The sequence below is a fragment of the Bordetella muralis genome (assembly GCF_054781015.1).
On record NZ_BAAGVF010000008.1, the window covers coordinates 978,025 to 1,000,800 of the forward strand.

Genomic DNA, 22,776 nt, shown 5'->3' on the forward strand with positions numbered 1-22,776 from the left:
AGTGCCAGGCGTCATGCAACGCAGCCGCTGACCGGTCAGCATCCCAAAACCTCAGGACGTTGTTAGCGTTTCGCCTCTGCCAACAGAGGCATCTGCTTTTCCTGTTGTGCGGCTGACGGCGACTCGGCAATTGGCTTTCCACGTTGAGAAGCATGCCAAGGCAATAGATGTTCTTCGACGATCTCCAGCCCTTTGAACAAGATCACACCGAGTATGCAAAGCAGCGCCAACGCCACAAAGACTGTCGGCGTGTCAAAGCTGCCCTGGGCGACGAGGATGACATAGCCCAATCCACTGCCGCCGGCGACAAACTCGCCCACAATCGTACCGACCAGGGCAAAAGAAATACCGACCTTCATACCGGCAAAGATGCTGGGCAATGCGTTCGGAAAACGGATCTTCCACAGCACTTTGCTGCGAGAGGCTTGATTTGCACGTGCCATGTTGAGCATTTCTGGATCGATGGATTTCAAGCCCAGTACCGTATCGATCAAAATCGGGAAAATAGCGATCAGCATGGCAATTGCGATCTTTGGGGCAGAACCTGTGCCGAGCCAGATGACGAACAACGGCGCGAGTGCGACTTTCGGCACAGCGTTCAGCGCAACCATCAAGGAATACAAAGTACGGTCAAGGAAACGAGAATAGACAATACCAATAGCCGCCCCAACGCCGAGCACGACGGCCAGAACAAAGCCCGCCATCGTAGTCTGCAAGGTATCCAGGGTCTGCATTAATAGAAACCCTGGCTGCGCCATGAACTCGGCAAAGATCTTGCTGGGTGCCGGCAGCAGGAATTCCCTGACGGCAAACCATCTGACGCCACCTTCCCACAACACGAGAATAACGAGCATCGTCAACATAGCCAGCCGACTCTCTTCGGCGCGTTTCCATAAGCCTTTCATCGCTTACCCCTTGTAGATTCCGAGTTCGCGGAAGATCCCGCGGATCTGTGACACGTAGTCGGCAAAGGCCTTTGTTTCACGAATGGCCAAACCGCGTGGTCTATCGAGCTCAATAGGAATGACGGCTGCTACACCACCGGGATTGCGCGACATCACGACGACGCGATCGCTCAAGTAGACCGCCTCGGAAATCGAGTGCGTGATAAAGAGCACCGTCTTGCCGGTATCCATCCAGGTACGCTGGAGCTCTTCATTCAGTTCGTCCCGCGTAAAAGGATCGAGCGCCCCAAAGGGTTCGTCCATCAGCAGCAACTGAGGATCGACCAGCAACGCACGGCAGATCGAGGCACGTTGTCGCATGCCGCCCGACAGTTCCCACGGAAATCGATCGGCAAAGGCGCCAAGTCCGAACAGGTTCAACACCGCGCGGGCTCTTTCTTCGTAGTCCTTTCGGTTCAGATTATGAAATTCGGCAGAGATCAGCACATTGTCGAGAATGGTGCGCCAATCCAAAAGCAGGTCACGCTGAAAAACGACTCCCATGTTCGACGGCGGACAGACGATCGGATCCCCCTGCAGCGCAAGATGTCCGCTCGAGATAGGTTCTAACCCCGCCACGCATTTCAACAAGGTGCTTTTGCCACAGCCGCTCGGCCCGACAATGCTCACAAACTCGCCCTGTTCGATATCGAGGCTCACGTCCTTGAGCGCGTAGAGCGGATCGCGCTGAGAGCGGTAGATTTTGTTGAGCTGACCTATCTCTAAGAATGCCGACATGTTCGCCCCTGTCTCGTCAGTTTGCCAACATCGCGTTGGTGTAATAATCGGACGGCTTATGGCCCGGCTTGATGGCCCCCACCTGTTCCATGGACTGAATCGCCGCGACCCAGTCAGCATCATTCTGAGCCCCGAAGGGCGCGCCTTTTTGTGAAGGGCTTTCAAAGAACTCCCGGTACGCTGCGATCTGTCCACGCAAAATCTCCGGATCGAGCTTTGCATTCGGCCGCTGGGCGACGATGGCAGCAACCGCCTCGTCTTCATGACCCGCATAGATGTATTCCCATGCCTTGACTTGGATTTGCGTGAACTTCTTGATCGCGTCCCCACGTTCAGCCAACGCCTTCGGTGTCGTCACCAGGCCGTAACTGGGAAAGTTGATCCCGCTATCGGCCAGCAGCAGTGTCTTGGCCGGCCGTACCTTGGCCACCATCGGCTGGCCAAAAGGGGCCTGCGACAGGAACCCGTCGCTATTCCCGGAAGCGTAGGTGGAAATCATGGCACTGGGCGCGACCATCACGACATTGGTCTTCGACTTCGGTACGTCACTGGCCTTGAAATAGGGATCGATAAAAGGAGCCCAAGGACTCGTAGTGAAGCAAACGAGCTTCTTGCCGATCAAATCGGCGGGAGATTTGACGTCCAGCTTTTCGTCCACCAGCACGGCCAGGTCGCCCTTCCGGGCAAAGCCGGCGATAGAGATGAGATCCAATCCATTCTCTTTGGCGATGGCCATCGTGCCCAATTGCACTTGACCGATATCCATCTGGCCGACGGCAACCAGTTGCAGTGTGTTGATCGTGCCGGTGCCGTCTTGGATTTCCACATCGAGGCCGGCATCTTTAAACCAACCCTTTTGTAGCGCCAGATGCATGGCCGCATGCATACCCCACGCGGAAAAATCCATTCGCACTCGCAGTTTTTCGCTTTCCGCATGGACACTCGTTGCGGTGAAAGCGAACAACATCGTTGCCGCCAGAACGGTATGGTGGATCCGGTTCAGAAAAGACGAACGCATTTTTTAATCCTCGTGAGGCATGTGTAGGTGACGTCAGACAGAGATTCGGGCTTTTCCTGAACGGCTCGCTATGCAGCCTGCGCCATGGCATTGCGGCGCAGCGCTTCGCTGGCCGTGTGATCCACTGCACCGGTATGAGGATCTACCACGACCTTGTAATGCTGAAGGACGTACTTTGCGGTCAGCTTGTGGTTCCACACGTCTTCACGGATGCGATCCCAGTCACGCTCCATAGGATCGCCAAAGCCCCCGCCTCCGGGTTGAATATGCGTCACCACATCATTGCGTGCAATCGTCATGCCGACTTTGCTGGGCAACTCCGTCAGTTCATCTCCATGCTGCAGCACATTGCGAGCAGGGCTTGCTGGCGTACCGCCCGCCAAGCCATAAGGCGAGAATTTCATGCGATCGGCACGAAGCTGCAACAGCGCATCTGGTGCCAGCACACGATAACTGCGGCGGATACCTAGCCCACCGCGATATTGGCCGGCGCCACAAGAGTCCTCCACCAGCTCGTAGGCTTCGACCCGCACGGGATGTTGAGCCTCCAAGGTTTCTACGGGAGTATTCGAAAGATTCTGTGAAGCATTGGTAATGGCTTCAATTCCGTCGCTGGCAGGACGGCCACCCCATGCACCGCAGATCATGTCGACAATAATGTACGGCTTGCCTTCGTCGCTTTTCCCAGAAAGACATACTACGGTGTTGCCGCCCTCGCCCGCGGCCGGGATCCGATGCGGTACGACCTGGGCGAGCGCACCGAGCATGGCGTCAAACACGCGATAACCTGTTAACGCGCGGGCCGCCACGGCGCTCGGAGGCAGCGGATTCAATACTGAGCCTTCGGGTACATGGACATCAATGCAGCGGAATACACCTGCGTTGTTTGGAACGTCTCCCAGCAGTGCACAGCGCACGCTCAAATAGGTGCATGACTTTGTATATGACAACGTGGAATTGATCGCTGCACGGACCTGCGGCGAAGATCCGGTGTAGTCCGCCGACACACGGTCTTCGTGTACTGTCAGTGCCACCTCGATACGAATAGGGTCTGGCGACAGGCCGTCGTCATCAATGTAGTCAACGAAATGGAATGTCCCTTTGGGCCACCTTCTGATTTCTTCACGCGTCAGGCGTTCCGCATAGTCCAACAGTTCGTTCAGGTAGGCGCGCGAATCGTCTCTGCCATAGCGATCAAATAGGGCCGTCAATTCTCGCACCCCGATTTGCGTGGCCGCGTATTGAGCCTTCAAGTCGCCGAGGACACGATCAGGGACACGAACGTTTTGCGCAATGATGCGTTCCAGCGTTTCATTGACCTTGCCGGCCTCGTAGAGCTTTAGCACCGGAATGCGCAGGCCCTCCTGATAGATCTCGGTCGAATCGCTGGCATTTGATCCGGGGACACGTCCGCCCACATCGGTGTGATGGCAGATGACAACGCAGTATCCTTCTATCTCGCCTCGGTAGAAGAAGGGAACGAACATGAAGATATCCGGGAGATGCATTCCTCCCTCATAGGGATCGTTCACGATCACGGCGTCTCCGGGCTGCAGTGTATTGCCATAACGCTGCTGCAGCGCCGCCATGGCCTCCGGAATAGCGCCTAGATGCAAAGCAATGGTTTTTGCCTGCGCGACCATGCGGCCATGGCGATCGCATATGGCCGCCGAGTAGTCCATCACGTCTTTGACGATTTCCGATCGCGCCGTGCGGATGACGGTGTATGCGATTTCGTCGACGATGGAATCCATCGCATTTTTGACAACGGCAAAGGTAACGGGATCGAATTGCGTACTCATGCTTGCTCCTGGGCGATATCGATGATGATGTTGCCGATCTTGTCTGCATGGGCCGAGGCGCCAGGCGGCACGACAATCGTAGTGTCATATGACTCGATGATGAGCGGGCCATGCCACGGTTCATCTTGAATGGCCGATCGAGGTACCAGACGCGTCTCGTACGGAGGCTGATCGCGCTCGAAACTAACCTGGCGTGTGCCCGATACGCCCTGCAGCGCGCTTGCGTCAACGCGAATATCATTGAATTTCAGTCGTTGATCACTACGGCCGTAGGCGCTTAGCCTGATATTCACAAGTTCCAGAGGTTCGTCATTGACGTAACCGAAGGTCTGCCGATATTGATCACCGAAATCTTCGATGAGATGAATAATGACTGCATCGTCAATTACCGAAGTCGCTGGCTGGCGTAATGCAATAGTCAGCTCGGAACTCTGGCCCAGATAACGTAGATCCAAACTGACTGCCATCTCAACGGCATCTTTGGAATAACCTTCCTGTGCCAGGACGGATAAACCTTGCATGCGCAGTTCAGCGATTGCAGCGTTGATCGTTTCCTTATCGCAGTTGGCAAGCGGACGCAGTACCGCTTTGACGAAGTTGTGCTCCGCATCTGCCCCCAGCATACCTGCCGAGCAGAATACGCCAGCCATCACAGGCGCAATCACCCGTTTGATGCCCAGCAATTTGGCAACATCGACGGCATGCAGTGGGCCGCCGCCACCAAATGCGATCATCGTCATATCGCGCGGATCGCGGCCGCGCTCGACAGTCACCGCACGCAGCGCACGCGCCATACTCACATTGGCTACATGACGGATACCGTGTGCGGCTGCCAGCATATCCAGCCCCAATGGCTCGCCGATATGCATCGCAATGGCATGCTGCGATTTCTCGGGATGGACCTTCAGACTGCCTCCGGCCAGCGCCGTGGGGTTCAGGAAACCTAATGCCATGTTCGCGTCCGTCACAGTAGGACGTTCGTTGCCACGGCCATAGCACGCCGGCCCAGGATTCGCGCCAGCAGATTCGGGCCCGACACACAACAGACCGCCAGCGTCGATACCGGCCAGGGAGCCGCCACCAGCTCCGACTTCCGCGATGTCAATAGCGGGGACCTTGAGTACATAGCCACCGCCCTTGACAAAGCGGCTCGGCGCGCTGATTCCGTCGCGGAATTCGTATTCGTTGGTTAATGAAGGTACACCGCCCATGATGATGGAGGCTTTCGCGGTAGTGCCGCCCATATCAAAAACGATGAGATCCTTGCCATCGCCTAGCGCGCCTATCTGGGCAGCGCCTGCCACGCCTCCCGCAGGCCCTGAAGCCACGGCGAAAACGGGCTTTTCACTGGCGCTATCGACGCCCATCATTCCCCCATTGGAGGCCATCACCTGCAATGACGCTTTGACTCCCATACGCCCAAGATCGTCTTTCAACCGGCGCAGATACGTGCGCATGGCCGGCAGAATGTAGGCATTTACCACGGTAGTGCTCGTGCGCTCGTACTCCTTGATTTCCGGTAGCACATCGCACGACGCCGTAACCAGCAGGTGAGGAAATTCACGCTCCAGCAATGCCTTGGCCTCAAGTTCGTGAGCCGGATTGATATAGCTGTTCAAGAAGCAGATCGCCAACGCCTCCACGCCTTCGTCGATCAGATCGCGGGCAACGGACAGGACCTCATCGGCATTCAGGGGAGCTACGACATTTCCGCGCGCATCCATTCTTTCATTGATGCCTCGACGGTAGCGACGGGCGGCTAATGGCTGCGGCTTTTGCCACCCAAGGTCGAACATCGTAGGCGTACGAATACGGCCGATTTCGAGCACGTCTCGGAATCCCGCGGTGGTCAGCACGCCGGTACGGGCGCCGACCTTTTGAAGAATTGTATTGGACGCAGTGGTGGTGCCATGGACGATCTCCGTGATGTCGCCCGGCTCGATACCTGACTGCTTAATCAATGCGCCCAGGCCGGTGACGATGGCTTCCCCGAGATCGTGGGGCGTTGTGGACGTCTTGTTCACAAAGAGCTGTCCATTCGGTAATGACAGGACGATGTCCGTAAAAGTCCCGCCGATATCGCACCCGACACGGGCGCCTGCACTGGTTCCTACTTGCATTGTGCAACTCCAAGGAAAAGGGGACGTAGCCGCTGCTGTGCCGGGCTGTATGGGCTTCAGGGCCGCGATCGAGCTCATTTACTAACTAACTAGTCAGTACAATAAGCGTGAAAAATGGGCGCGCCAATTCGGGTTTTCACGTAGCCTAACGTATTGCAGGGATTGAATTTTCAGCATCGTTTCGGATCAACCGATCCGGTGTAGACTAACCAACTAGTTAGCCGATGCATCACAACAACGACGCGCGGCAGAACCGCTAATGAGACAGACAGGACCCATGCCCACCACGAAACCCAGCGGAAAATCAAAGCCCCGTGACGCGACGGCCACGCGGGAAAAAATCCTCCAGATGGCCGCTCGTGAGTTTGCCTCTAAAGGCTATGACGGTGCACGCGTTGACAGCATCGTGGCACGCAGCAAAATCAGCAAGAACCTCGTCTACCATTACTTCGAAAGTAAAGAAGCGCTCTTTATCGAGGTCATGGAACGGGCATACTCCGCCATGAGAGAACGGCAGAATCAGTTCGGCCTGCTGGGCGAGAACCCTGTCGAAGACATGCGAACCTTGGTGATGCAGACGATTCGGCATTTCATTGAGCATCCAGAATTCATTCAACTGTTGAGTACGGAAAACCTGCACAAGGCCGAGCACATCCGGAAATCCAAAGTGATTCCGGCGATGTTCAATCCGCTCAAGAGCGCGCTGGCAGAGATTCTGGAACGAGGCAAGAAACAAGGCGTATTTCGTGCCGACGCGGATTGGGTCGACCTCTATGTATCGATATCAGGCCTGGGGTCCTATTCGATATCGAACCGGTATACCTTGTCGTTTGTGCTGGGCGTGGATCTCGGTGCACAAGAACGCGTGGAGGCTCGCCTGCAGCACGTGTGCGAGATGGTGATGAGCTATTTGCTGCAGCCGCGTCCGGAGCGCCAGCCGAACGCTTGAATAGCGGCTCAGCCGATCAGCGCCTCCTCTAACGCACCAGGCGTAAGGTCCGGCGCAAGCTTTCCCAGGAAGTCGTATAAATGACGCGGCCAATAGGCGCCGCGCCGGGCCAGGACGTGGACAATACTGATCGGAAATAGATGATCGACGGATTGAGCCTGCAGCCCTCTATCGGCAGACTGAGAAAACGCAATCACGGGAATGATGGCCAGTCCTACGCCGGACGCCGCGTAGTGCTTCATGATCTCGACGTCCGTGCCTTGTACTGCGATTTTGGGAGTCAACCCTGCGGCGTCGAACGCCTGGGTGATATGCCGGCCGATGGCGTGTTGTTCGCTGTACGTGATCAGCGGGTAACACGCGATGCTCTCCAGTGTCAGTGGCTTGTCCTTGAGAACAGGATGACCTCGTTTGCTGACCAGCACATGATTGAGTTCGTAGCACGGGATTGCCGCCAGAGACGGCGGCAGGACGGGTGGCACCGTGGACAAGCCAATGTCTACTTTGCCCGTGACGACGAGATCGGCGATCTCCAGAGGTGTCGCCTGAATCAGGCGCAACGCCACGCTGGGATTGCGCCTGCAAAATTCCGGCACGATGTCCTGCAGCGCATAGCGTGCATGAGTATGCGTCGTCGCGATAGCCAGACGCCCCTGGGCCTCGAGCTGCTGGTCTGCGACGATGTTGGAGATGTCTTCGGTCGCTGCCATCATCGTGCGCATGCATCGCAAGACCTGGTCCCCCACCTCGGTCAGCGCCAGAATACGACTCTTGGAACGAATCAACAGCGCGGTACCGAGTCGTTCCTCTAGCTGGGCGATCTGTTTGCTGACGGCCGACTGGCTGGTGTATAGCGCCAACGCGGTGCGTGAGACATTCATGTCGTTTTCCACGAGCGCGCAGAACGCGCGTATCTGTTGCAGGTTCACACTGTCTCCTTTCGTGGTTTCCGACGCCGGCTACTTTCGGCCACGCCAGGCCTGAGGCCATTGATTGACCGTAGAAGAATGTATTCCAATTTGGAATTGACATCCACAATCTATCACTTCTTGGAAATCCTGCGAGGAACTAGGATGAACGCATAGGCAACCATTCCAACGAAGAAACGTGACCTCTGAGACGACCCCTGAAGCGCTCCAAGCCCTGCAATCCTGGATAAATCGCAGCGAAGAAACCACCGATATCGTGACTCCGCAATTGACCGAACGGTTGTCGGCGACATTGGAGTCCACCCGCGACGTGAGGTGCGAACGCGGTGTCGAATTTCCGCAGATGTGGTATTCCGTGCTTTTTCCGCGAGTCGTACCGCGATCCAAAATCGGAAACGACGGCCATCCAGCCCTCGGGGATTTTCTGCCACCGGTACCGCTGCCCAAGCGGATGTTTGCGGGCAAGCGCATCCAGTTTGTTAATCCCATTCTGATCGGAGATGAATTGCGGCGGGTGTCGACCATTGCCTCGATCACGCCGAAGCAAGGCAGCACCGGGCAATTGGTCTTTGTCACGGTTCGGCACACGATCAGCAACGCTGCAGGTGTCTGCGTGATAGAGGAACAGGATGTTGTGTACCGTGAGAACACCAACAAGAAAGACCAAGGAGCAGCCAGAACGCCCGCTGCGGACACTTTCGAAGCACGCTACCGATCAGAGCCCATCGTCGCAGATACTGTGATGATTTTTCGCTATAGCGCTTTGTGTTTCAACGGCCATCGTATCCACTACGATTACCCCTATGCCACACAGGTGGAGGGTTATCCCGGTCTGGTCGTCAATGGCGGACTCTCAGCGCTATGTGCGACGGAACATCTGCACCAGGCCTGGAACGGTACGTCGTTTTCCCATATCACGACGCGCAACGTTGCGCCGCTGTTCGAGGGACAGACTTTTCATGTAGAAAGCCGCGCCGGCGAGCGTGATGGTGAAGTTGAGTTCCGCGTTGTGTCACAGGCCGGCGTCACGACGCTGCGCGGTTCGGCCACGGGAGTTGCGGCATGAGCCATATGAGATCCGCTCCAGATGTATCCGACGCGGCGAAAGCGCCTCTGGAAGGATTACGCATCATCGACCTGACTCAAGTCGTAGTGGGTCCTTATGCCACGCAGTTCCTGGCGGACTTTGGTGCAGAAGTCATCAAGATCGAGCATCCGACAGGCGATCTGGCTCGCTGGATAGGCGGCAGGTCCACGACGCCCGGCATGGCGGCGAAGTACCTGCATCTGAACCGCAACAAGAAAAGCATTGCGCTCGATCTAAAGAAACCCGGCGCCGCAGACGCGCTGAAGAAACTCATCGCCACAGCTGACGTCGTGATACACAACATGCGGCCCTCCGCGGCATCTCGCCTGGGACTGTCCGCACAGGATCTGCTGGAGCTCAAACCCGACCTGATTTACTGCAGCGTCGTGGGATTCGGACAGGGCGGGCGCTACAAGGACAAGCCAGCCTATGATTCGATCATCCAGGGCGCATCCGGACTGGCTGCGATCAACAATGGAGGAGGCGGCGAGCCGCGCTTTGTCCCCATGGTGATCGCCGATCGCACGGTGGGCATCATGGTCGCCAACACGATTCTGATGGCGGTGGTGCAGCGGCTGCGCCACGGCGGCCCGCAAATCATCGAAGTCCCCATGTTCGAAAGCATGACCGCATTCGTCCTGGCCGAGCATTTGTTTTTAAAGACCTTTGATCCACCATTGGGGGAAACAGGGGACTCGCGTCTGCTCAATCCCAACTCGCGCCCCATACGCACAGCAGATGGGTATATCTGTGTGACGGCCAATACAGACGAGCAGGTGTTCGCGATGTTTGATGCGATGGGCCGCTCTGATCTACGTACTGATCCACGCTTTGCGGAAAAACGCGCGCGTTTCGAGAACATTGGCGAGATGTTCCGTATCCGCAATGAGATCTTTGCGAGCCGCACCACCGTGCAATGGCTGGAAATATTGGAGGCTGCCGATGTCCCTGCAATGCCATTGCACACGCTGGACTCTGTGCTGGAGGACCCGCATCTCGCCGATACAGGACTATTCCAAGCGATCGACCATCCGACCGAGGGAAAGATCATCAATCTACGCAATCCCATCCAGTTTTCCAGCTACGAACCATCACTGAAATGGCCTGCTCCGCTGATCGGACAACACAGTGTAGAACTGCTGCGCAGCGTCGGAGTCAGCGACCGGGACATTGAAGCCATGCTGGAAAGCGGAGCGACCGTCAACCATTGTTCAGCAGCTTGAGAATCAACCGTCGCACAGCACCGCGCCATATGGCGCGTACTCATACAAAACAAACGACGCGCGACCCCTGAGGAGACGATAAAAATGTTCCATAAGCTCGTGTTTGCATCGCTGATGACGATTGCAGCGATTGGTTCCGCTCCATCGCAAGCTGCGCAAACATACCCCTCACGGCCGATCACGCTAGTCGTACCATTCACGCCGGGCGGCAGCACCGACATCATTGCACGTGTGATGGGTAAACAGCTGGGCGAGATCCTGGGCCAATCCATTGTGGTGGAAAATCGGCCCGGTGCTGGCGGCATTGTCGGCGTGCAATACGCGAAGTCACAGCCGGCTGACGGCTATACGCTGCTGATGGGGGCCATCGGGACATTCGGTGCCAACGCGACGTTGTACAAACGTCTTCCCTATGATCCGGTGGAAGACTTCACACCGATTTCTCTCGTTGCGGGAGTACCCAACGTCCTGGCGGTGAATCCGGCCAAGCTGGATGTGCACAACGTAGATGAATTGATTCGGGCCGTACGGGCCAAGCCCAATGGTTATGACTATGCATCGGGCGGAAGCGGCAGCGCCGCGCATCTGGCTACCGAATATTTTGCGCTACGGGCCGATGTGGAAATCCAGCACATCCCCTACAAAGGCACCGCACCGGCGTTAAACGACCTGGTTGGCGGAGTGACATCTCTCGTGCTGACAGGGTATCCACCGCTGGCCCCCTTCCTTTCTTCCGGACGCTTGCGTCCGATTGCCGTTGCCTCGGCAAAACGCTTGCCACAGCTGCCGGACGTCCCGACCATCAGCGAAACCAAAGGTCTGGAAGGATTCCAGGCGGATCAGTGGTATGGCATCCTGACGAAAGCAGGGACTCCAAAACCCATCGTCGACAAACTGAACGCGGCCATTGTCAAAGCGCTGTCGGATCCGGAAACGCTGAAACAATTCCACGCAGAAGGCCTGGAGCCCATGTCCAATAGTCCGGAGGCGTTTTCCGCGTTCATCAAGGAGCAAATCCAACTATGGGGATCGGTGGTCCGCAAGGCGGGCATCATCATCGACTGAATGCCGATCGAACGATGTCCGCGTCAACCTGCCGGTAGAAGACCCGAATCAACCCGGTGCGATGCGGACCAGTGTCTTTTCTCCCGTCGCCATACGCGAGTAGCTTGCGATGGCGTCTAGCGTCAACACCTCAGGCAGCGTGATTTCCCGCGTGTAATGGCTGGCGAATGTGCTGGTCAGTTCGTCGACGATGCGTTGCTTCAGTTGCTGGACGCGTTCGGCTCCTGCTCGTTGCAGGAAGGGGAAAAGCAGCCATCCGCCTACCGCCCATGCCGATCCGAAATTGCGCTCTATCTCGATGGGTGACCGGTTCAGGCTGCCGTAGACGTAGACCTGTTTATGAACGTCGGTGCCATATCGGTTGTAGGTGTGGCCCGGTCTCTGCAGCAATGCGGCTTCCATCGCAAAAAGGAGTCGCCCGGCAAGCTGGCCGCCACCAATCGCATCAAACGCGATGGTCGCTCCTGTGACCAAGCAAGCTTCGACAAGCTTGGCATTGAAGTCCTCGGCACTGCTGTCAACCACATGCTTGGCACCCTGTTTCGTCAGCAGTTCGGCCTGTTCTGGTCGACGCACAATGTTCACCAACGGAATGCCGTCCTTTAGACAAATGCGGTTAAGCATCTGTCCCAGGTTGGACGCGCCAACGGTGTGCACAAGTGCACGATGTCCTTCCATGCGCATGGTTTCCACCATGCCCAGCGCCGTCAAGGGATTCACGAAGCACGAGGCACCCTGAGTTGCCGTCGCGCCATCAGGCAAGACCAGGCATTGTTTGGCTGGCAGTGCACGATACTCGGCATACATTGCACCGCCTATCATGGCGACTTTTTTCCCCAGCAAGGCCTGGGCCGTGGGGGAGTCGCCTGCGGCGACCACCGTACCAGCCCCCTCGTTGCCTACGGGCATCGCCTGGCCGACCCTCCCTGATGCCGCCGCCATCGCGGCGGCCGACAACGGAGCTGTAATCACCGGGCGCTCGCCGGTGCCAGACTGACGGGCTTTGGCAATATCGGCGCCAGTGAACATCACCCCTATGTCCGAGGGATTCATGGGCGAAGCCTCCATGCGCACGATCACTTCATCGGCAGTTGCAGGCGTTGGTACCGGCACATCGGCCAGCGACAGCTCCAGTGTGGCGTCGGGTCGAACAAGCGATCGTAATTGCAGCGGCATAGGGCCTCCGGTGAGCCATTCAGGCAGGTCCCCGTAGTTTGACGTGAAGCGGGGCAATCTGTCGATAGCCATTTGTATAAGTTAAGGTATAAGGCCCGAATCGATCTGATCTCGTGCAGGGAAGCGTGTTCTTCAAAGGCTTATCTGTATTTCGTTGAAACCCACTGACAAGGAATCCAATCATGATGACCCGATTTGGCCGTGTGAGCGCTGCTGTCATAACAGCATTTGCACTGACTGTCCCGTTGCTCCAAGGCTGCGCCACCGGCAGCCAGAATGATCCCCGCGTCGTGGCCGCAGAGATGGATAAGCCTTTTAATAATTGGCTCGATACGCTCGTTACTCAGGTCAAGGCCGACCCAAAATACAAACGCCTACCGCTGGATACGGAGGCACAGCAAGAGGAATTCATGGTGTGGCTCCATAACGCCTACCATCATCGGGTCACGAAAGAGGAATTTGCGGCTTGGGTGAACAGCCAATATCCGAACCATCAATACGAGGTTTCCTTTATTGTCTCCAGGCTCCCGTAATCGGGAAAAAACCACAGCGCTGCTGCCGACCTGGATCGACGCGGTGCTGGGGCCGCTCGCTGGGGTACTCCCCGCGAGCGGAGCGGTCTATATTGCCATTTGATCGCCTAGAAATACGTGCCTCTGCGCCTATCCACGTTTTATATGGTGATAGGGCACGCTCAGCGCAAGATAAACGGATTGGCGGGAGCGCCTTGCGCGTAGGATATCCAGGTGCTCTTGGTTTCCAGATAGTGGCGTATGGACTCGACGCCGCTTTCCCGGCCCAGCCCGGATTGTTTCATTCCGCCGAACGGCATCATGTAGCTGACTGCGCGATAGGTGTTGACCCACACGGTACCGGCTTTCAACGCCTTTGAGACCCGGTGTGCCCGGCCGATGTCTTCGGTCCAGACACCGGCGCCTAGACCATAGATCGTATCGTTGGCCATTCGGATAGCCTCTGCCTCATCGTCAAATCCCATCACCGCCAACACTGGACCGAAAATTTCCTCGCGTGCCACGCGCATATCAGGCGTCACATCCACAAAGATAGTGGGCTCCACGAATTGACCGCCGGGCATGCTGGATGCTGCTTGTCCACCCAAGACGCATCGGGCGCCTTCGCGTTTGGCGATGTCAATGTAGTCCAGGATTTTTTTATACTGCGGCGGCGTGGTGACCGGGCCGATGTTGGTGTCGGCCTCCATGGGATTTCCTTTCTTGGCCGTGGTGCCTAGTTTGATCAAGCGCTGTACGAACTCATCCTTGATGGAGTTCTGTACCAGCAGACGCGAGCCTGCGATACACGTCTGGCCGGTGGCCGCGAAAATGCCCGAGATCACGCCTGCGGCGGCTTTGTCGAGGTCACAATCGGTGAACACGATATTGGGCGACTTTCCGCCCAACTCCAAGGTGATCCGCTTCATCGTCTTGGCCGCCTGTGCATAGATCAGGCGGCCCGTTGCATCGGATCCCGTGAACGTGATTTTGGCTACGTCGGGGTGCTCTACCAGCGCGGCGCCAGTTTCCTGGCCTAAACCTGTCACGACATTGAATACGCCGTCGGGGAAACCGGCTTGTTTGGTGAGCTCGGCAAATTCCAACGTGGATGCCGAAGTAAATTCAGAGGGTTTGATCACGACCGCGCAGCCCGCGGCAATGGCAGGTGCGCATTTCCAGCCCACGAAAAGCAGCGGCGAGTTCCACGCGGTCAATGCACCCACGACGCCAACAGGCTCGTGCGTGGTGTAGGCGAAGTGATCGGCCTTGTCGATGGGCATGACCGAGCCCTCGATCTTGTCGGCGAGCCCGCCGTAGTAACGCCACCACTCGGGGACATAGTTCAACTGGCCTTGCATCTCGGCAATCAGCTTGCCGTTATCGCGTACCTCGGTTTCGGCCAGACGCTTGGCATTGTCGGCGATCAACTGTGCCAGACGGTACATCATCTGGCCGCGCTGAGTTGCCGTCATCTTGGAAAACGGGCCTTCTGTCATGGCGCGCTTTGCAGCCTGGACCGCCAGATCGACATCGCGTTGATCGCTGCGGGGAATCTGCGCCCACACCTCGCCGGTATAGGGATTCACCGTGTCCATCCAGGTTTGGCCTACGGGTTCAACAGCCTTGCCATCAATGAAATTGCTGTAAGTTTTCATGATCATCCTTTGGAGTGAAAAAAGGCAAACGGGCAACCGACGTACGCCTTATTCCATCAAGATCAGCGGTTTGATTTCTTCCAGGCGGTGCATCTTTTCCAGAGCCACATTCACGTCCTCCAGTCTGTAAGTACCGGAGATCATTTTCCTGAACGGAATGTGATCGATATGCGCCGACGCGAACTGCAGGGCTTTCCAATATGACTTTACATCACCCGAGAAGGAACCGATGACTCGAATGTTCTTCTTGACAATGAGAGAGGGGCTGAACGTCGTCGAGCCAGCGCCAAGCTGGCCCACGGTGAGATAGCGCCCGCCCTTGCGAACCAGGTCCAGCCCCTCATTGAACGCGCCTGGAAACCCCGTGAACTCCAGCACCATATCCGGGCCCCGGCCTCCTGTCATTGCCCGAAGTTGCTCCGCGCGCTCCTCGTGAGTAGAGCCTTCCAGGTTGAAGGTATGGGTCGCGCCGAAATCCTTGGCCATCTGCAGGCGGCTGGCGGGCGCGCCAATCACACTGACCGTACGCGCGCCAGCCACACGTGCCACCGCGGCGGCGAGAATCCCCAGCGGTCCCGCACCCTGAATAGCGACATGTTCTGAAGGATCGATCGGACCCAGATTGTCGAACGCATTCATGACCGATCGAAAGGCACAACTGCACAAGCTCGCCACGGCGTCGTCCAGATTGTCAGGGACGCGCACACGGCCGGACTCAGGCAATACATAGCCATACTCTGAAAAGCCACCCAGCAGATACGGGGGTTTTTCACTGCTCTCGTACATATAGGCACGTCTGTTTTCACAGAGCGTCGGCTGGTTGGCGACCGTGCAGAAGTAGCAGGAACCGCAGGAGGTGTGCGTCCATAAAATGCGGTCACCGATCCGTACGGGTTGGCCGACGCTATCTCGCTCGGCCCCTTGCCCGATAGCAACCACACGGCCGACCATTTCATGTCCGAGAATAACCGGGAGGTCTACTTTCAACGCCAAATTGCCTCGCGCCAAATGCACATCGGTGCCACATATCGAGCATGCAGAAGTCTTGACGATCAGCGCGCCAGGCTCGACCTCCGTCGGAATCGGCACGTCTTTGATTTCCAGCGGTGTGCCGAATGCTCGCACGACTGCAGCCTTGGAAAACCTGGGCAGCGCAGCGCCCAGGTATGTTTCGTTGTCATCATTCATGTGTGAGTTCACTACGGGGAAAAGTTACCGGAACCAGAGGGTGAAGAAGGGGACATAGGTGATCAGCGCCTGGCCGACCAATGCTGCAGTGAAGAAATACGCGAGATACCGCAGCATCTTCAGCATCGGCACATTGGCCGCGCGTGCCGCGACATAGAGGTTGGCCGCCATCGGAGGAGTGAGCAGGCCGATCTCCAGATTGGTTGCGACGATGATGCCGAAATGGACCGGGTCGATATTGAATTGCGCGGCGGCGGGCGCCAGTAGCGGCCCCATCAACAAGATCGAGGCATTCGTTTCCATAAACGACCCGACCACGAGCAGGACGACATTGACGGTGAGCAGAAAAATGAGCGGACTATCAATATGCGTAGCTACCCACATTGCCAAATCCTGGGGCACTTGGTTCAGCACCATGGCGCGATTGAAAACCCCGGTCAAGGCAATGACGAACAAGATCCCCGCGCCAGTGATGACAGCCTCGCGCAATGCGCCGGCCATCACTTTGTGGCTGACCATGCGGCGCAGAACCACGACGACTACTGCATAGAGACAGCCAACCGCCGCCGCCTCGGTCGGGGTCATGATGCCGCCATAGATACCGCCCAGGATAATGAACGGCAACAGCAGCACCGAGCTCGCTCGACCAGCTATCCGCAACGGGATGACAGCCTGATGGTCAAGCGCAGCGTTGTTTTCTGAGGTGCGCTGCTCCACGCCGTTGGGCAAGAGACGGCGTGATAGAAACACATGCACGATCAGAAAGAGTGTCGCCATCAATGCGGCCGGCAGCAGTGTCGCCGTGAACAATTGCGAGACAGACACGCCCACGGTCGCGCCATACAGAATGAGCGGAATGGAGGGAGGCAACAAGACCCCCAACAGACCTGCTGTCGCTGTCAATGCGGCCACGTAACCCGCGGGATAACCTCGCCGTATCATCTCCGGACTCACGATGCCGCCTACAGCGGCCACGGTGGCAACAGAAGATCCGGTGATGGCCCCCAAGAGCGCTGACGCGGCAATGGCGATATAACCGAACGCGCCGCGAATCCGACCCAAGGCGACATCCGAAAGCGCGATCAGTTCCCTGGCCATTCCACTGGCACTCATCAGGCCGCCGGTGAACATGAACAGGGGTATGGCGATCAGCGAGAAGGCGGATATTTCCTCGTAAGGGATATTGCTGAGGCTCGTGATCGATAGACCCAATGCATCGAGACTGAAAAAAATAGGCAGGCCAAATCCCACCGCCAGCGGCGCACCGACAAGCAATATGACGCCCATCAGGAAGAAAATCATCACCATGGATTGATCCCTCCAGGTGAGCGGCCCGCACAGGCCCGCAACAGGTCAACAATGGCGTGAAAACCCATGAGAAGGGCGCCCAGCAAGATGAACGCGACCGGCACGGCAAGCGGAGTGCCCAAATCGGTCAGCCGCTCACTGGAGGACAAGGCATAGTCAAACAGGTCGAGCGCCAAGGCAGAAAGAAACACCGAGAAAATAATGAACAGGATTGCGATCACAGCCTCCAATACCTGCAGCAGCGTTCCGCGCGGCAACATCTCGACGATGTCGGCCGTCAAATGCTTGTGCAGATGACTACACAGGGCGGCACCCACAAATGTCAGCGGCGACATCGCAACCAGCGCCCATTCGCCTGTGTCGGGGATGGGCAGTGCAAAAGCGCGAATGACCAGTGAAGCCAGGACGGATAGCGTCGCCACCAACCAACTGGCCATGGCAATCCTGCTTTCCACTCTGGCCACGATCAGTTCGAATCGCATCAACTTGTCCAGTGCGCTATGGAAGCAGGACTTGAGCGGGCGCGGCGACACCAGGGCACCTGCGTCCCTGCCAACATCATGGTGAGACATGAGGGGGCCTCCTAGGGACGCGAGGCGGCCGCGATTTCGTCTTTGAGCGCTTGAATCCGATCTTTGCCGTAGGTCGATGCCAGTTGTTCCCAACCGATCTGACCCACCTTGACGAATTTCGCCATTTCCTCAGGTTTGAGGCGGGTCACTTTGACCCCGGCCGCCGCGATTTTTTCGAGATATTCGCCGTTCATCGCCCTGCTGTTTTTGACTTCTTCTGCGGCGGCCTCGATTGCCGCCTGGGTAATGATTTCACGTTGCTTGTCGGTCAGTCGTTTCCAGAATCGCTGACTGGCCGTCACGGTGCCCATGGCGTAAACGTGATTGGTCAACGTCATGTATTTCTGTGCCTCAAACAACCGTGAGTTGTAGGTGATCGTGGCGCCATTGTCCTGTCCATCCACAGTGCCTTGCTGCAGGGCGACAAACAAGTTCGAGAATGGCATCGTCACCGTCTGCGTGCCCGCAGCCTCAAAGAAGCTGCGTATCGAGGCCGAGCCTGGAACGCGAACCTTCAGCCCTTTCAGATCGGCAGGCGACACAACGGGCCGCTTTGAGTTGGTCACGGCACGAAACTCCAACTCGAAGAACGCGAGTGGTGTCATGTTCTGTTTGACAAGTGCAGCGCTCAATGTCTTTTGCAGGATGCCATCCGGGTTGAAGAAAAGTTTGTCTACTTGGTCGAACGTGCTGGCGATATAAGGGAGATAGTGAAAATCCAGCAGAGGATCCAAGCCCGCTAACGATCCCGGATTGAGAAAGGCGAACTCCAACGAGCCACGGCTCAGGTCCCGACCCAAGGCCTCATCGCCGCCTAATTGATTGTTGGGGAAAATGGTGATCTGCACTTCGCCGTTCGTGCGTTCCTTTACCAAGTCTGCGAATTTATGGCTGGCGACGTCGGCAGGCGACCCTTGCGCGAACACATGACCCAGGCGCGCCTTGGTCTGCGCGAAGGCGGATGGCGCGGCCGCCATGACGGCGACGGCAATAGCCAAGCATCTGAAAATTGAATTCATGTCTCTGTTGTCTCCAAGTAGGTTATTGTTTTTCTCCGGCATTGCCGGGAACCGCCTTTTCTTGTCTATAAGCAGCTCAATTCATTCTGCGATACCCAAGCCGTTTTCACAAACGCGTTATATACATAAATAGTTGAATTGAATTCACATATTGACTATGACAAACCACATCCCGGTCGTATTGCTGCGCAGCTTCGAAGCCGCCGCACGCACCCGCTCGATCACGAAAGCAGCCGCGGAGCTATTTCTGACACCCAGTGCCGTCAGTCATGCGGTTCGAAAACTGGAGGCGCAGTTGGGGACGAGCTTGTTTCAACGCGAAGGAAGGAGCGTCCAACTGACTCCGGATGGCGAAGCCTTGATGCTGTACGTGGGGAGAGGATTCGATGACTTGCGCCGTGGAATCGAGGCGATCTCGGGCGCTACGCCCGAGCGCCTGCGCTTGCATTGCGCCCCCAGCTTTGCCGCGCAATGGTTGACTCCGCGCTTGTCTTCATTCGTCTCACGGCATCCGAGCATTGAGCTGCATTTGTCGGCCGACACGGACTATTTGCGATTTCAACGCCATGAATTCGACGCCGACATTGTGTTTGATCACCGGCCGGCAGATGGCCTTTGCGAACTTCCCCTGGGCAATGAAATCATTACTCCGTTGTGCTCGCCGGAATTGGCGCGCCGGATCAAGAAACCTGCGGATCTGCTCAAGCTGCCGCTATTGGATAGCTACAACCGTCAAGTCCGTTGGATGCAATGGTTTTCGGACAATGGCGTTGCTGCGCCTGCAATCAAAGGCCTGAGTTTTGATCGCAATTTCTTATGTGTCCGTGCAGCAGTAGACGGTCTGGGCGTCGCCCTGGAGTCTTCACTGATTGCACAACGGGAGATCGCAGAAAGAAAACTAGTCGCGCCATTGACCAGAAAATCGGTCGATATTCACACGTGTAATCACACGCTGGTCTTTCCCGTGGCGGCGACAATCAAACGGCCGCTTCATTACTTCATCAATTGGCTCGGTAGCGAATTGGGCATTGAACTGAATCGTCATACCTCGCCTTGAGTTTGCGTGGAGAACGGGCTGGTGAGTGTTCTCCTGTCGCACAGGACTGCGTGCCTTAGCCAATACCACTGGCATTACAAAAACATGACGGTCAAATGACAAGAAACAAACACGTCTCTCTATCTGCGCGCATGATGAATAAATCTGCCCCCACATAAACGTCTCTGTCTTTTCGTCGAACGGATACGCGCTTTCATCGAAAAAAGCTAGATCGGCCGCTGTTGTTCATGTAGTTTTCTCGCGTTAATCCACGCGTCACGAAACGCGTCAGCCAACTACGGTGGTGAACATGGCACATTCAAAGAGCGTCCAACCCCCAGGCCGGAGCAATATGTGGCGATCCATCGCATTGTCTGCCGGCATGGCGCTGATCCTGGGGGCGTGCTCGGATGGAGGATCGTCTTCTACCAACCAGAAACACCTGAAGCTCTCGGGTCTCGTTCAAAGCAGCTCGGCAGGTGTTGAGGATTATCGCGTCGAGCTGTACGGCAGCTTTTCGGATGATGGCGGATCGCGGGTTCCGCTGGGCTCGGGATCGACAGACAGTGACGGTGCGTTCACCATTCATTATGCACTTTCGGATGCGCAGCGTAGTCAGCAAGCCGTCCTGTTTGTCGAAGCGACGTCAGGTCCCTCGATGCTGGCCAGTGCGATCGGCAGTGATAACGGTGAGGTGAGTTCGTCTATCGTGATCAATGACCACACAACCGTTGCCACGGGCAACGCGTTTGCCCAATTCATCAGCGCATTGGGCATCGCGGGCGACGCCATCGGAATGCGCAATGCGGCCCAGATGGCGACGAATCTGGTTGATCCCATTTCCGGCGCTGTCGGCGCTGCGATTGCCTCGTCGCCTAACGGTGATGAGACTTCAACATTGGCGACATACAACTCGCTGGCCAACGTCGTCGCAGCCTGCGCCGCAGAGCATGATAATTGCGCCAAGCTGTTCGCCGCGGCAACGCCACCCGGCGGTAGCGCGCCGGTCAACGTATTGCAGGCGCTGTCCAATATCGTCAAGCATCCCTCGTACCCTGGATATCCGAATGATGCAACCGATCCCTTGTTCAACCTGGCTAAAGCATCACCGGCAAATTATCTGGGCCTCGCTTCACGCCCTAACAACTGGCTGCTGTTCCTGAAAGTCACTGGCGGCTTTTTCAGCGAGCAAAGCCCCACCAATGTCGTCAACGGTGTAGGCAACATCGCGTTTGATGCCGAGGGTAACGCCTGGGCAAACGACAACTACGAGCCACAGTATGTTGGCCAACCGGCGTGTGCGGGTTTGCGACTGATCAAGTTCTCGCCCGCGGCGCAGGTCATATCCGGCTCACCTTACTTTGGTGGCGGCCTGAGCGGCGCGGGGTTTGGCATCACACTCGATCTGGCCGGCAACATCTGGACGGGCAATTTCGGTTTCCAGGATCCGCCCTGCATTGGCACGCCGGCGGAGGCGCCTCACAACAGCGTTTCGGTATTCAAGCCCGATGGCACCCCGATTTCCCCGAACACCGGATTCACGCAGGGCAAGATATCGTGGCCGCAAGGCACATCGGCGGATCGTGCAGGCAACATCTGGGTCGCCAACTGCGGCAACGACTCGATCACCAAGATTCCCAACGGAGACCCGGCGCAGGCTGTCAATATCCCGCTGGGCCCGCTCGGCCCTGAGGGGCTGCCGCGGCTCAAGCCATTCGGCACGGTAGTGGACCTGGATGGTAACGTCTGGGTCACCACTAACCGCGGCGACACGGTGGTGGTGATTGCGCCGGATGGCACCATCCTCAAGACGCTGACCAATGCCGAGGCTGACCCTGCGCGCCCGCTGATTAATCATCCCATCGGAAACGCCGCCGATAGCAAGGGAAACGTCTGGATCGCGAATTCGGATTGGTTGGATGCACCTTGCCCGGCCAGCGCGCGCGAAGGTCCTGCGACGAACCCTTCCATCACGATGTATCAAACGGGCACCCACGATCCTTATCCGGGCTCTCCTTTTACCGGCGGCGGCCTCACCGTGCCATGGGGGATCTCGGTGGACGGCGATGACACGGTGTGGGTGTTCAATTTCGGACCTGACGGCGTTGAACCCACACCGACAACCGCGCTGACAGGCATCAGTCGATTCTGCGGCGCGGATACGAGCAAATGCCGGCCAGGCGCAAAGGTGGGCGATCCCATCTCGCCGGCGACCGGCTATACGAGTGATGCACTGGAACGCATCACCGGCGGCCAGATCGATAGATCGGGGAATTTGTGGGTAATGAACAATTGGAAGCAGAACCCAAATCCTGATCTGAACCCCGGGGGCAACTCGGTAGTTATCCTGATTGGAGCGGCTGCGCCGTTGAATACGCCAGTGATCGGACCGCCAGTGCCATTGAAACCCGTAGCACCAGGCAAGAGTTAGG

Annotated in this window: 19 protein-coding genes; 7 read left to right on the top strand and 12 right to left on the bottom strand. The window is 57.0% G+C overall.

The window, feature by feature from the left end; all coding sequences use genetic code 11:
* Nucleotides 1-62: 62 nt before the first annotated feature.
* The 5 genes from ACYVIT_RS22205 to ACYVIT_RS22225 form a co-directional block, all read right to left on the bottom strand.
* Nucleotides 63-905 carry an ABC transporter permease gene (locus tag ACYVIT_RS22205; protein ID WP_415804638.1) on the bottom strand — a complete coding sequence of 281 codons (843 nt, stop codon included), beginning with the start codon at nt 903-905 and terminating at the stop codon, nt 63-65.
* 3 nt (nt 906-908) lie between these two features.
* A complete protein-coding gene (locus ACYVIT_RS22210; RefSeq protein WP_415804639.1) occupies nt 909-1,682 on the bottom strand; it encodes an ABC transporter ATP-binding protein in 774 nt (257 codons plus the stop codon).
* A gap of 16 nt (nt 1,683-1,698) precedes the next feature.
* Nucleotides 1,699-2,700, bottom strand: a complete 1,002-nt coding sequence (locus ACYVIT_RS22215; protein ID WP_415804640.1) for an ABC transporter substrate-binding protein — start codon at nt 2,698-2,700, stop codon at nt 1,699-1,701.
* Nucleotides 2,701-2,768: 68 nt separating this feature from the next.
* Nucleotides 2,769-4,502, bottom strand: a complete 1,734-nt coding sequence (locus ACYVIT_RS22220) for a hydantoinase B/oxoprolinase family protein (RefSeq protein ID WP_415804641.1) — start codon at nt 4,500-4,502, stop codon at nt 2,769-2,771.
* Nucleotides 4,499-6,622 (bottom strand): hydantoinase/oxoprolinase family protein, encoded by a 2,124-nt coding sequence (locus ACYVIT_RS22225; RefSeq protein WP_415804642.1) that lies wholly within the window; start codon nt 6,620-6,622, stop codon nt 4,499-4,501. The genes ACYVIT_RS22220 and ACYVIT_RS22225 overlap by 4 nt, the downstream gene beginning before the upstream one ends.
* A gap of 277 nt (nt 6,623-6,899) precedes the next feature.
* Here ACYVIT_RS22225 and ACYVIT_RS22230 point away from each other — a divergent pair, with 277 nt between their 5' ends.
* Nucleotides 6,900-7,571, top strand: coding sequence for a TetR family transcriptional regulator (locus ACYVIT_RS22230; RefSeq protein WP_415804643.1), 672 nt, complete (start codon nt 6,900-6,902; stop codon nt 7,569-7,571).
* A gap of 8 nt (nt 7,572-7,579) precedes the next feature.
* Here ACYVIT_RS22230 and ACYVIT_RS22235 read toward each other — a convergent pair whose 3' ends face one another.
* Nucleotides 7,580-8,500: a LysR substrate-binding domain-containing protein gene (locus tag ACYVIT_RS22235; RefSeq protein ID WP_415804644.1), complete on the bottom strand. Its 921-nt coding sequence runs from the start codon at nt 8,498-8,500 to the stop codon at nt 7,580-7,582.
* Nucleotides 8,501-8,678: 178 nt separating this feature from the next.
* On the opposite strand from ACYVIT_RS22235, the gene ACYVIT_RS22240 reads away from it, so the two are divergent.
* The 3 genes from ACYVIT_RS22240 to ACYVIT_RS22250 all read left to right on the top strand — a co-directional run bounded on the left by ACYVIT_RS22240 (nt 8,679) and on the right by ACYVIT_RS22250 (nt 11,875).
* A complete protein-coding gene (locus ACYVIT_RS22240; protein WP_415804645.1) occupies nt 8,679-9,566 on the top strand; it encodes an HTD2 family dehydratase in 888 nt (295 codons plus the stop codon).
* The gene (locus ACYVIT_RS22245; protein ID WP_415804646.1) at nt 9,563-10,810 is read left to right on the top strand and encodes a CaiB/BaiF CoA transferase family protein; all 1,248 of its coding nucleotides are present in this window, start codon (nt 9,563-9,565) and stop codon (nt 10,808-10,810) included. Before ACYVIT_RS22240 ends, ACYVIT_RS22245 begins: the two co-directional genes overlap by 4 nt.
* 84 nt (nt 10,811-10,894) lie before the next feature.
* Nucleotides 10,895-11,875 carry a Bug family tripartite tricarboxylate transporter substrate binding protein gene (locus ACYVIT_RS22250; RefSeq protein ID WP_415804647.1) on the top strand — a complete coding sequence of 327 codons (981 nt, stop codon included), beginning with the start codon at nt 10,895-10,897 and terminating at the stop codon, nt 11,873-11,875.
* Nucleotides 11,876-11,923: 48 nt separating this feature from the next.
* Here ACYVIT_RS22250 and ACYVIT_RS22255 read toward each other — a convergent pair whose 3' ends face one another.
* Complete coding sequence (locus tag ACYVIT_RS22255) at nt 11,924-13,051, bottom strand: zinc-binding dehydrogenase (RefSeq protein WP_415804648.1); 1,128 nt, start codon at nt 13,049-13,051, stop codon at nt 11,924-11,926.
* A gap of 182 nt (nt 13,052-13,233) precedes the next feature.
* On the opposite strand from ACYVIT_RS22255, the gene ACYVIT_RS22260 reads away from it, so the two are divergent.
* Entirely contained in the window at nt 13,234-13,584 is a 351-nt protein-coding gene (locus ACYVIT_RS22260; protein ID WP_415804649.1) for a hypothetical protein, read from the top strand.
* 161 nt (nt 13,585-13,745) lie between these two features.
* Here ACYVIT_RS22260 and ACYVIT_RS22265 read toward each other — a convergent pair whose 3' ends face one another.
* The 5 genes from ACYVIT_RS22265 to ACYVIT_RS22285 are packed head-to-tail and all read right to left on the bottom strand — an operon-like array spanning nt 13,746 to nt 19,308.
* Entirely contained in the window at nt 13,746-15,221 is a 1,476-nt protein-coding gene (locus tag ACYVIT_RS22265) for an aldehyde dehydrogenase (RefSeq protein ID WP_415804650.1), read from the bottom strand.
* Between the two features lie 48 nt (nt 15,222-15,269).
* The gene (locus ACYVIT_RS22270) at nt 15,270-16,409 is read right to left on the bottom strand and encodes a zinc-binding dehydrogenase (protein ID WP_415804651.1); all 1,140 of its coding nucleotides are present in this window, start codon (nt 16,407-16,409) and stop codon (nt 15,270-15,272) included.
* Nucleotides 16,410-16,433: 24 nt separating this feature from the next.
* Nucleotides 16,434-17,717 (bottom strand): TRAP transporter large permease, encoded by a 1,284-nt coding sequence (locus ACYVIT_RS22275; protein WP_415804653.1) that lies wholly within the window; start codon nt 17,715-17,717, stop codon nt 16,434-16,436.
* Nucleotides 17,711-18,289, bottom strand: coding sequence for a TRAP transporter small permease (locus ACYVIT_RS22280; protein ID WP_415804654.1), 579 nt, complete (start codon nt 18,287-18,289; stop codon nt 17,711-17,713). Before ACYVIT_RS22280 ends, ACYVIT_RS22275 begins: the two co-directional genes overlap by 7 nt.
* An 11-nt stretch (nt 18,290-18,300) precedes the next feature.
* Nucleotides 18,301-19,308, bottom strand: a complete 1,008-nt coding sequence (locus tag ACYVIT_RS22285) for a TRAP transporter substrate-binding protein (protein WP_415804655.1) — start codon at nt 19,306-19,308, stop codon at nt 18,301-18,303.
* Nucleotides 19,309-19,465: 157 nt separating this feature from the next.
* Between ACYVIT_RS22285 and ACYVIT_RS22290 the strand changes: the two genes are divergently transcribed.
* Both ACYVIT_RS22290 and ACYVIT_RS22295 read left to right on the top strand, forming a co-directional pair.
* The gene (locus ACYVIT_RS22290) at nt 19,466-20,365 is read left to right on the top strand and encodes a LysR substrate-binding domain-containing protein (protein WP_415804656.1); all 900 of its coding nucleotides are present in this window, start codon (nt 19,466-19,468) and stop codon (nt 20,363-20,365) included.
* 331 nt (nt 20,366-20,696) lie between these two features.
* Nucleotides 20,697-22,775 carry an NHL repeat-containing protein gene (locus tag ACYVIT_RS22295; RefSeq protein ID WP_415804657.1) on the top strand — a complete coding sequence of 693 codons (2,079 nt, stop codon included), beginning with the start codon at nt 20,697-20,699 and terminating at the stop codon, nt 22,773-22,775.
* Nucleotide 22,776 lies beyond the last annotated feature (1 nt).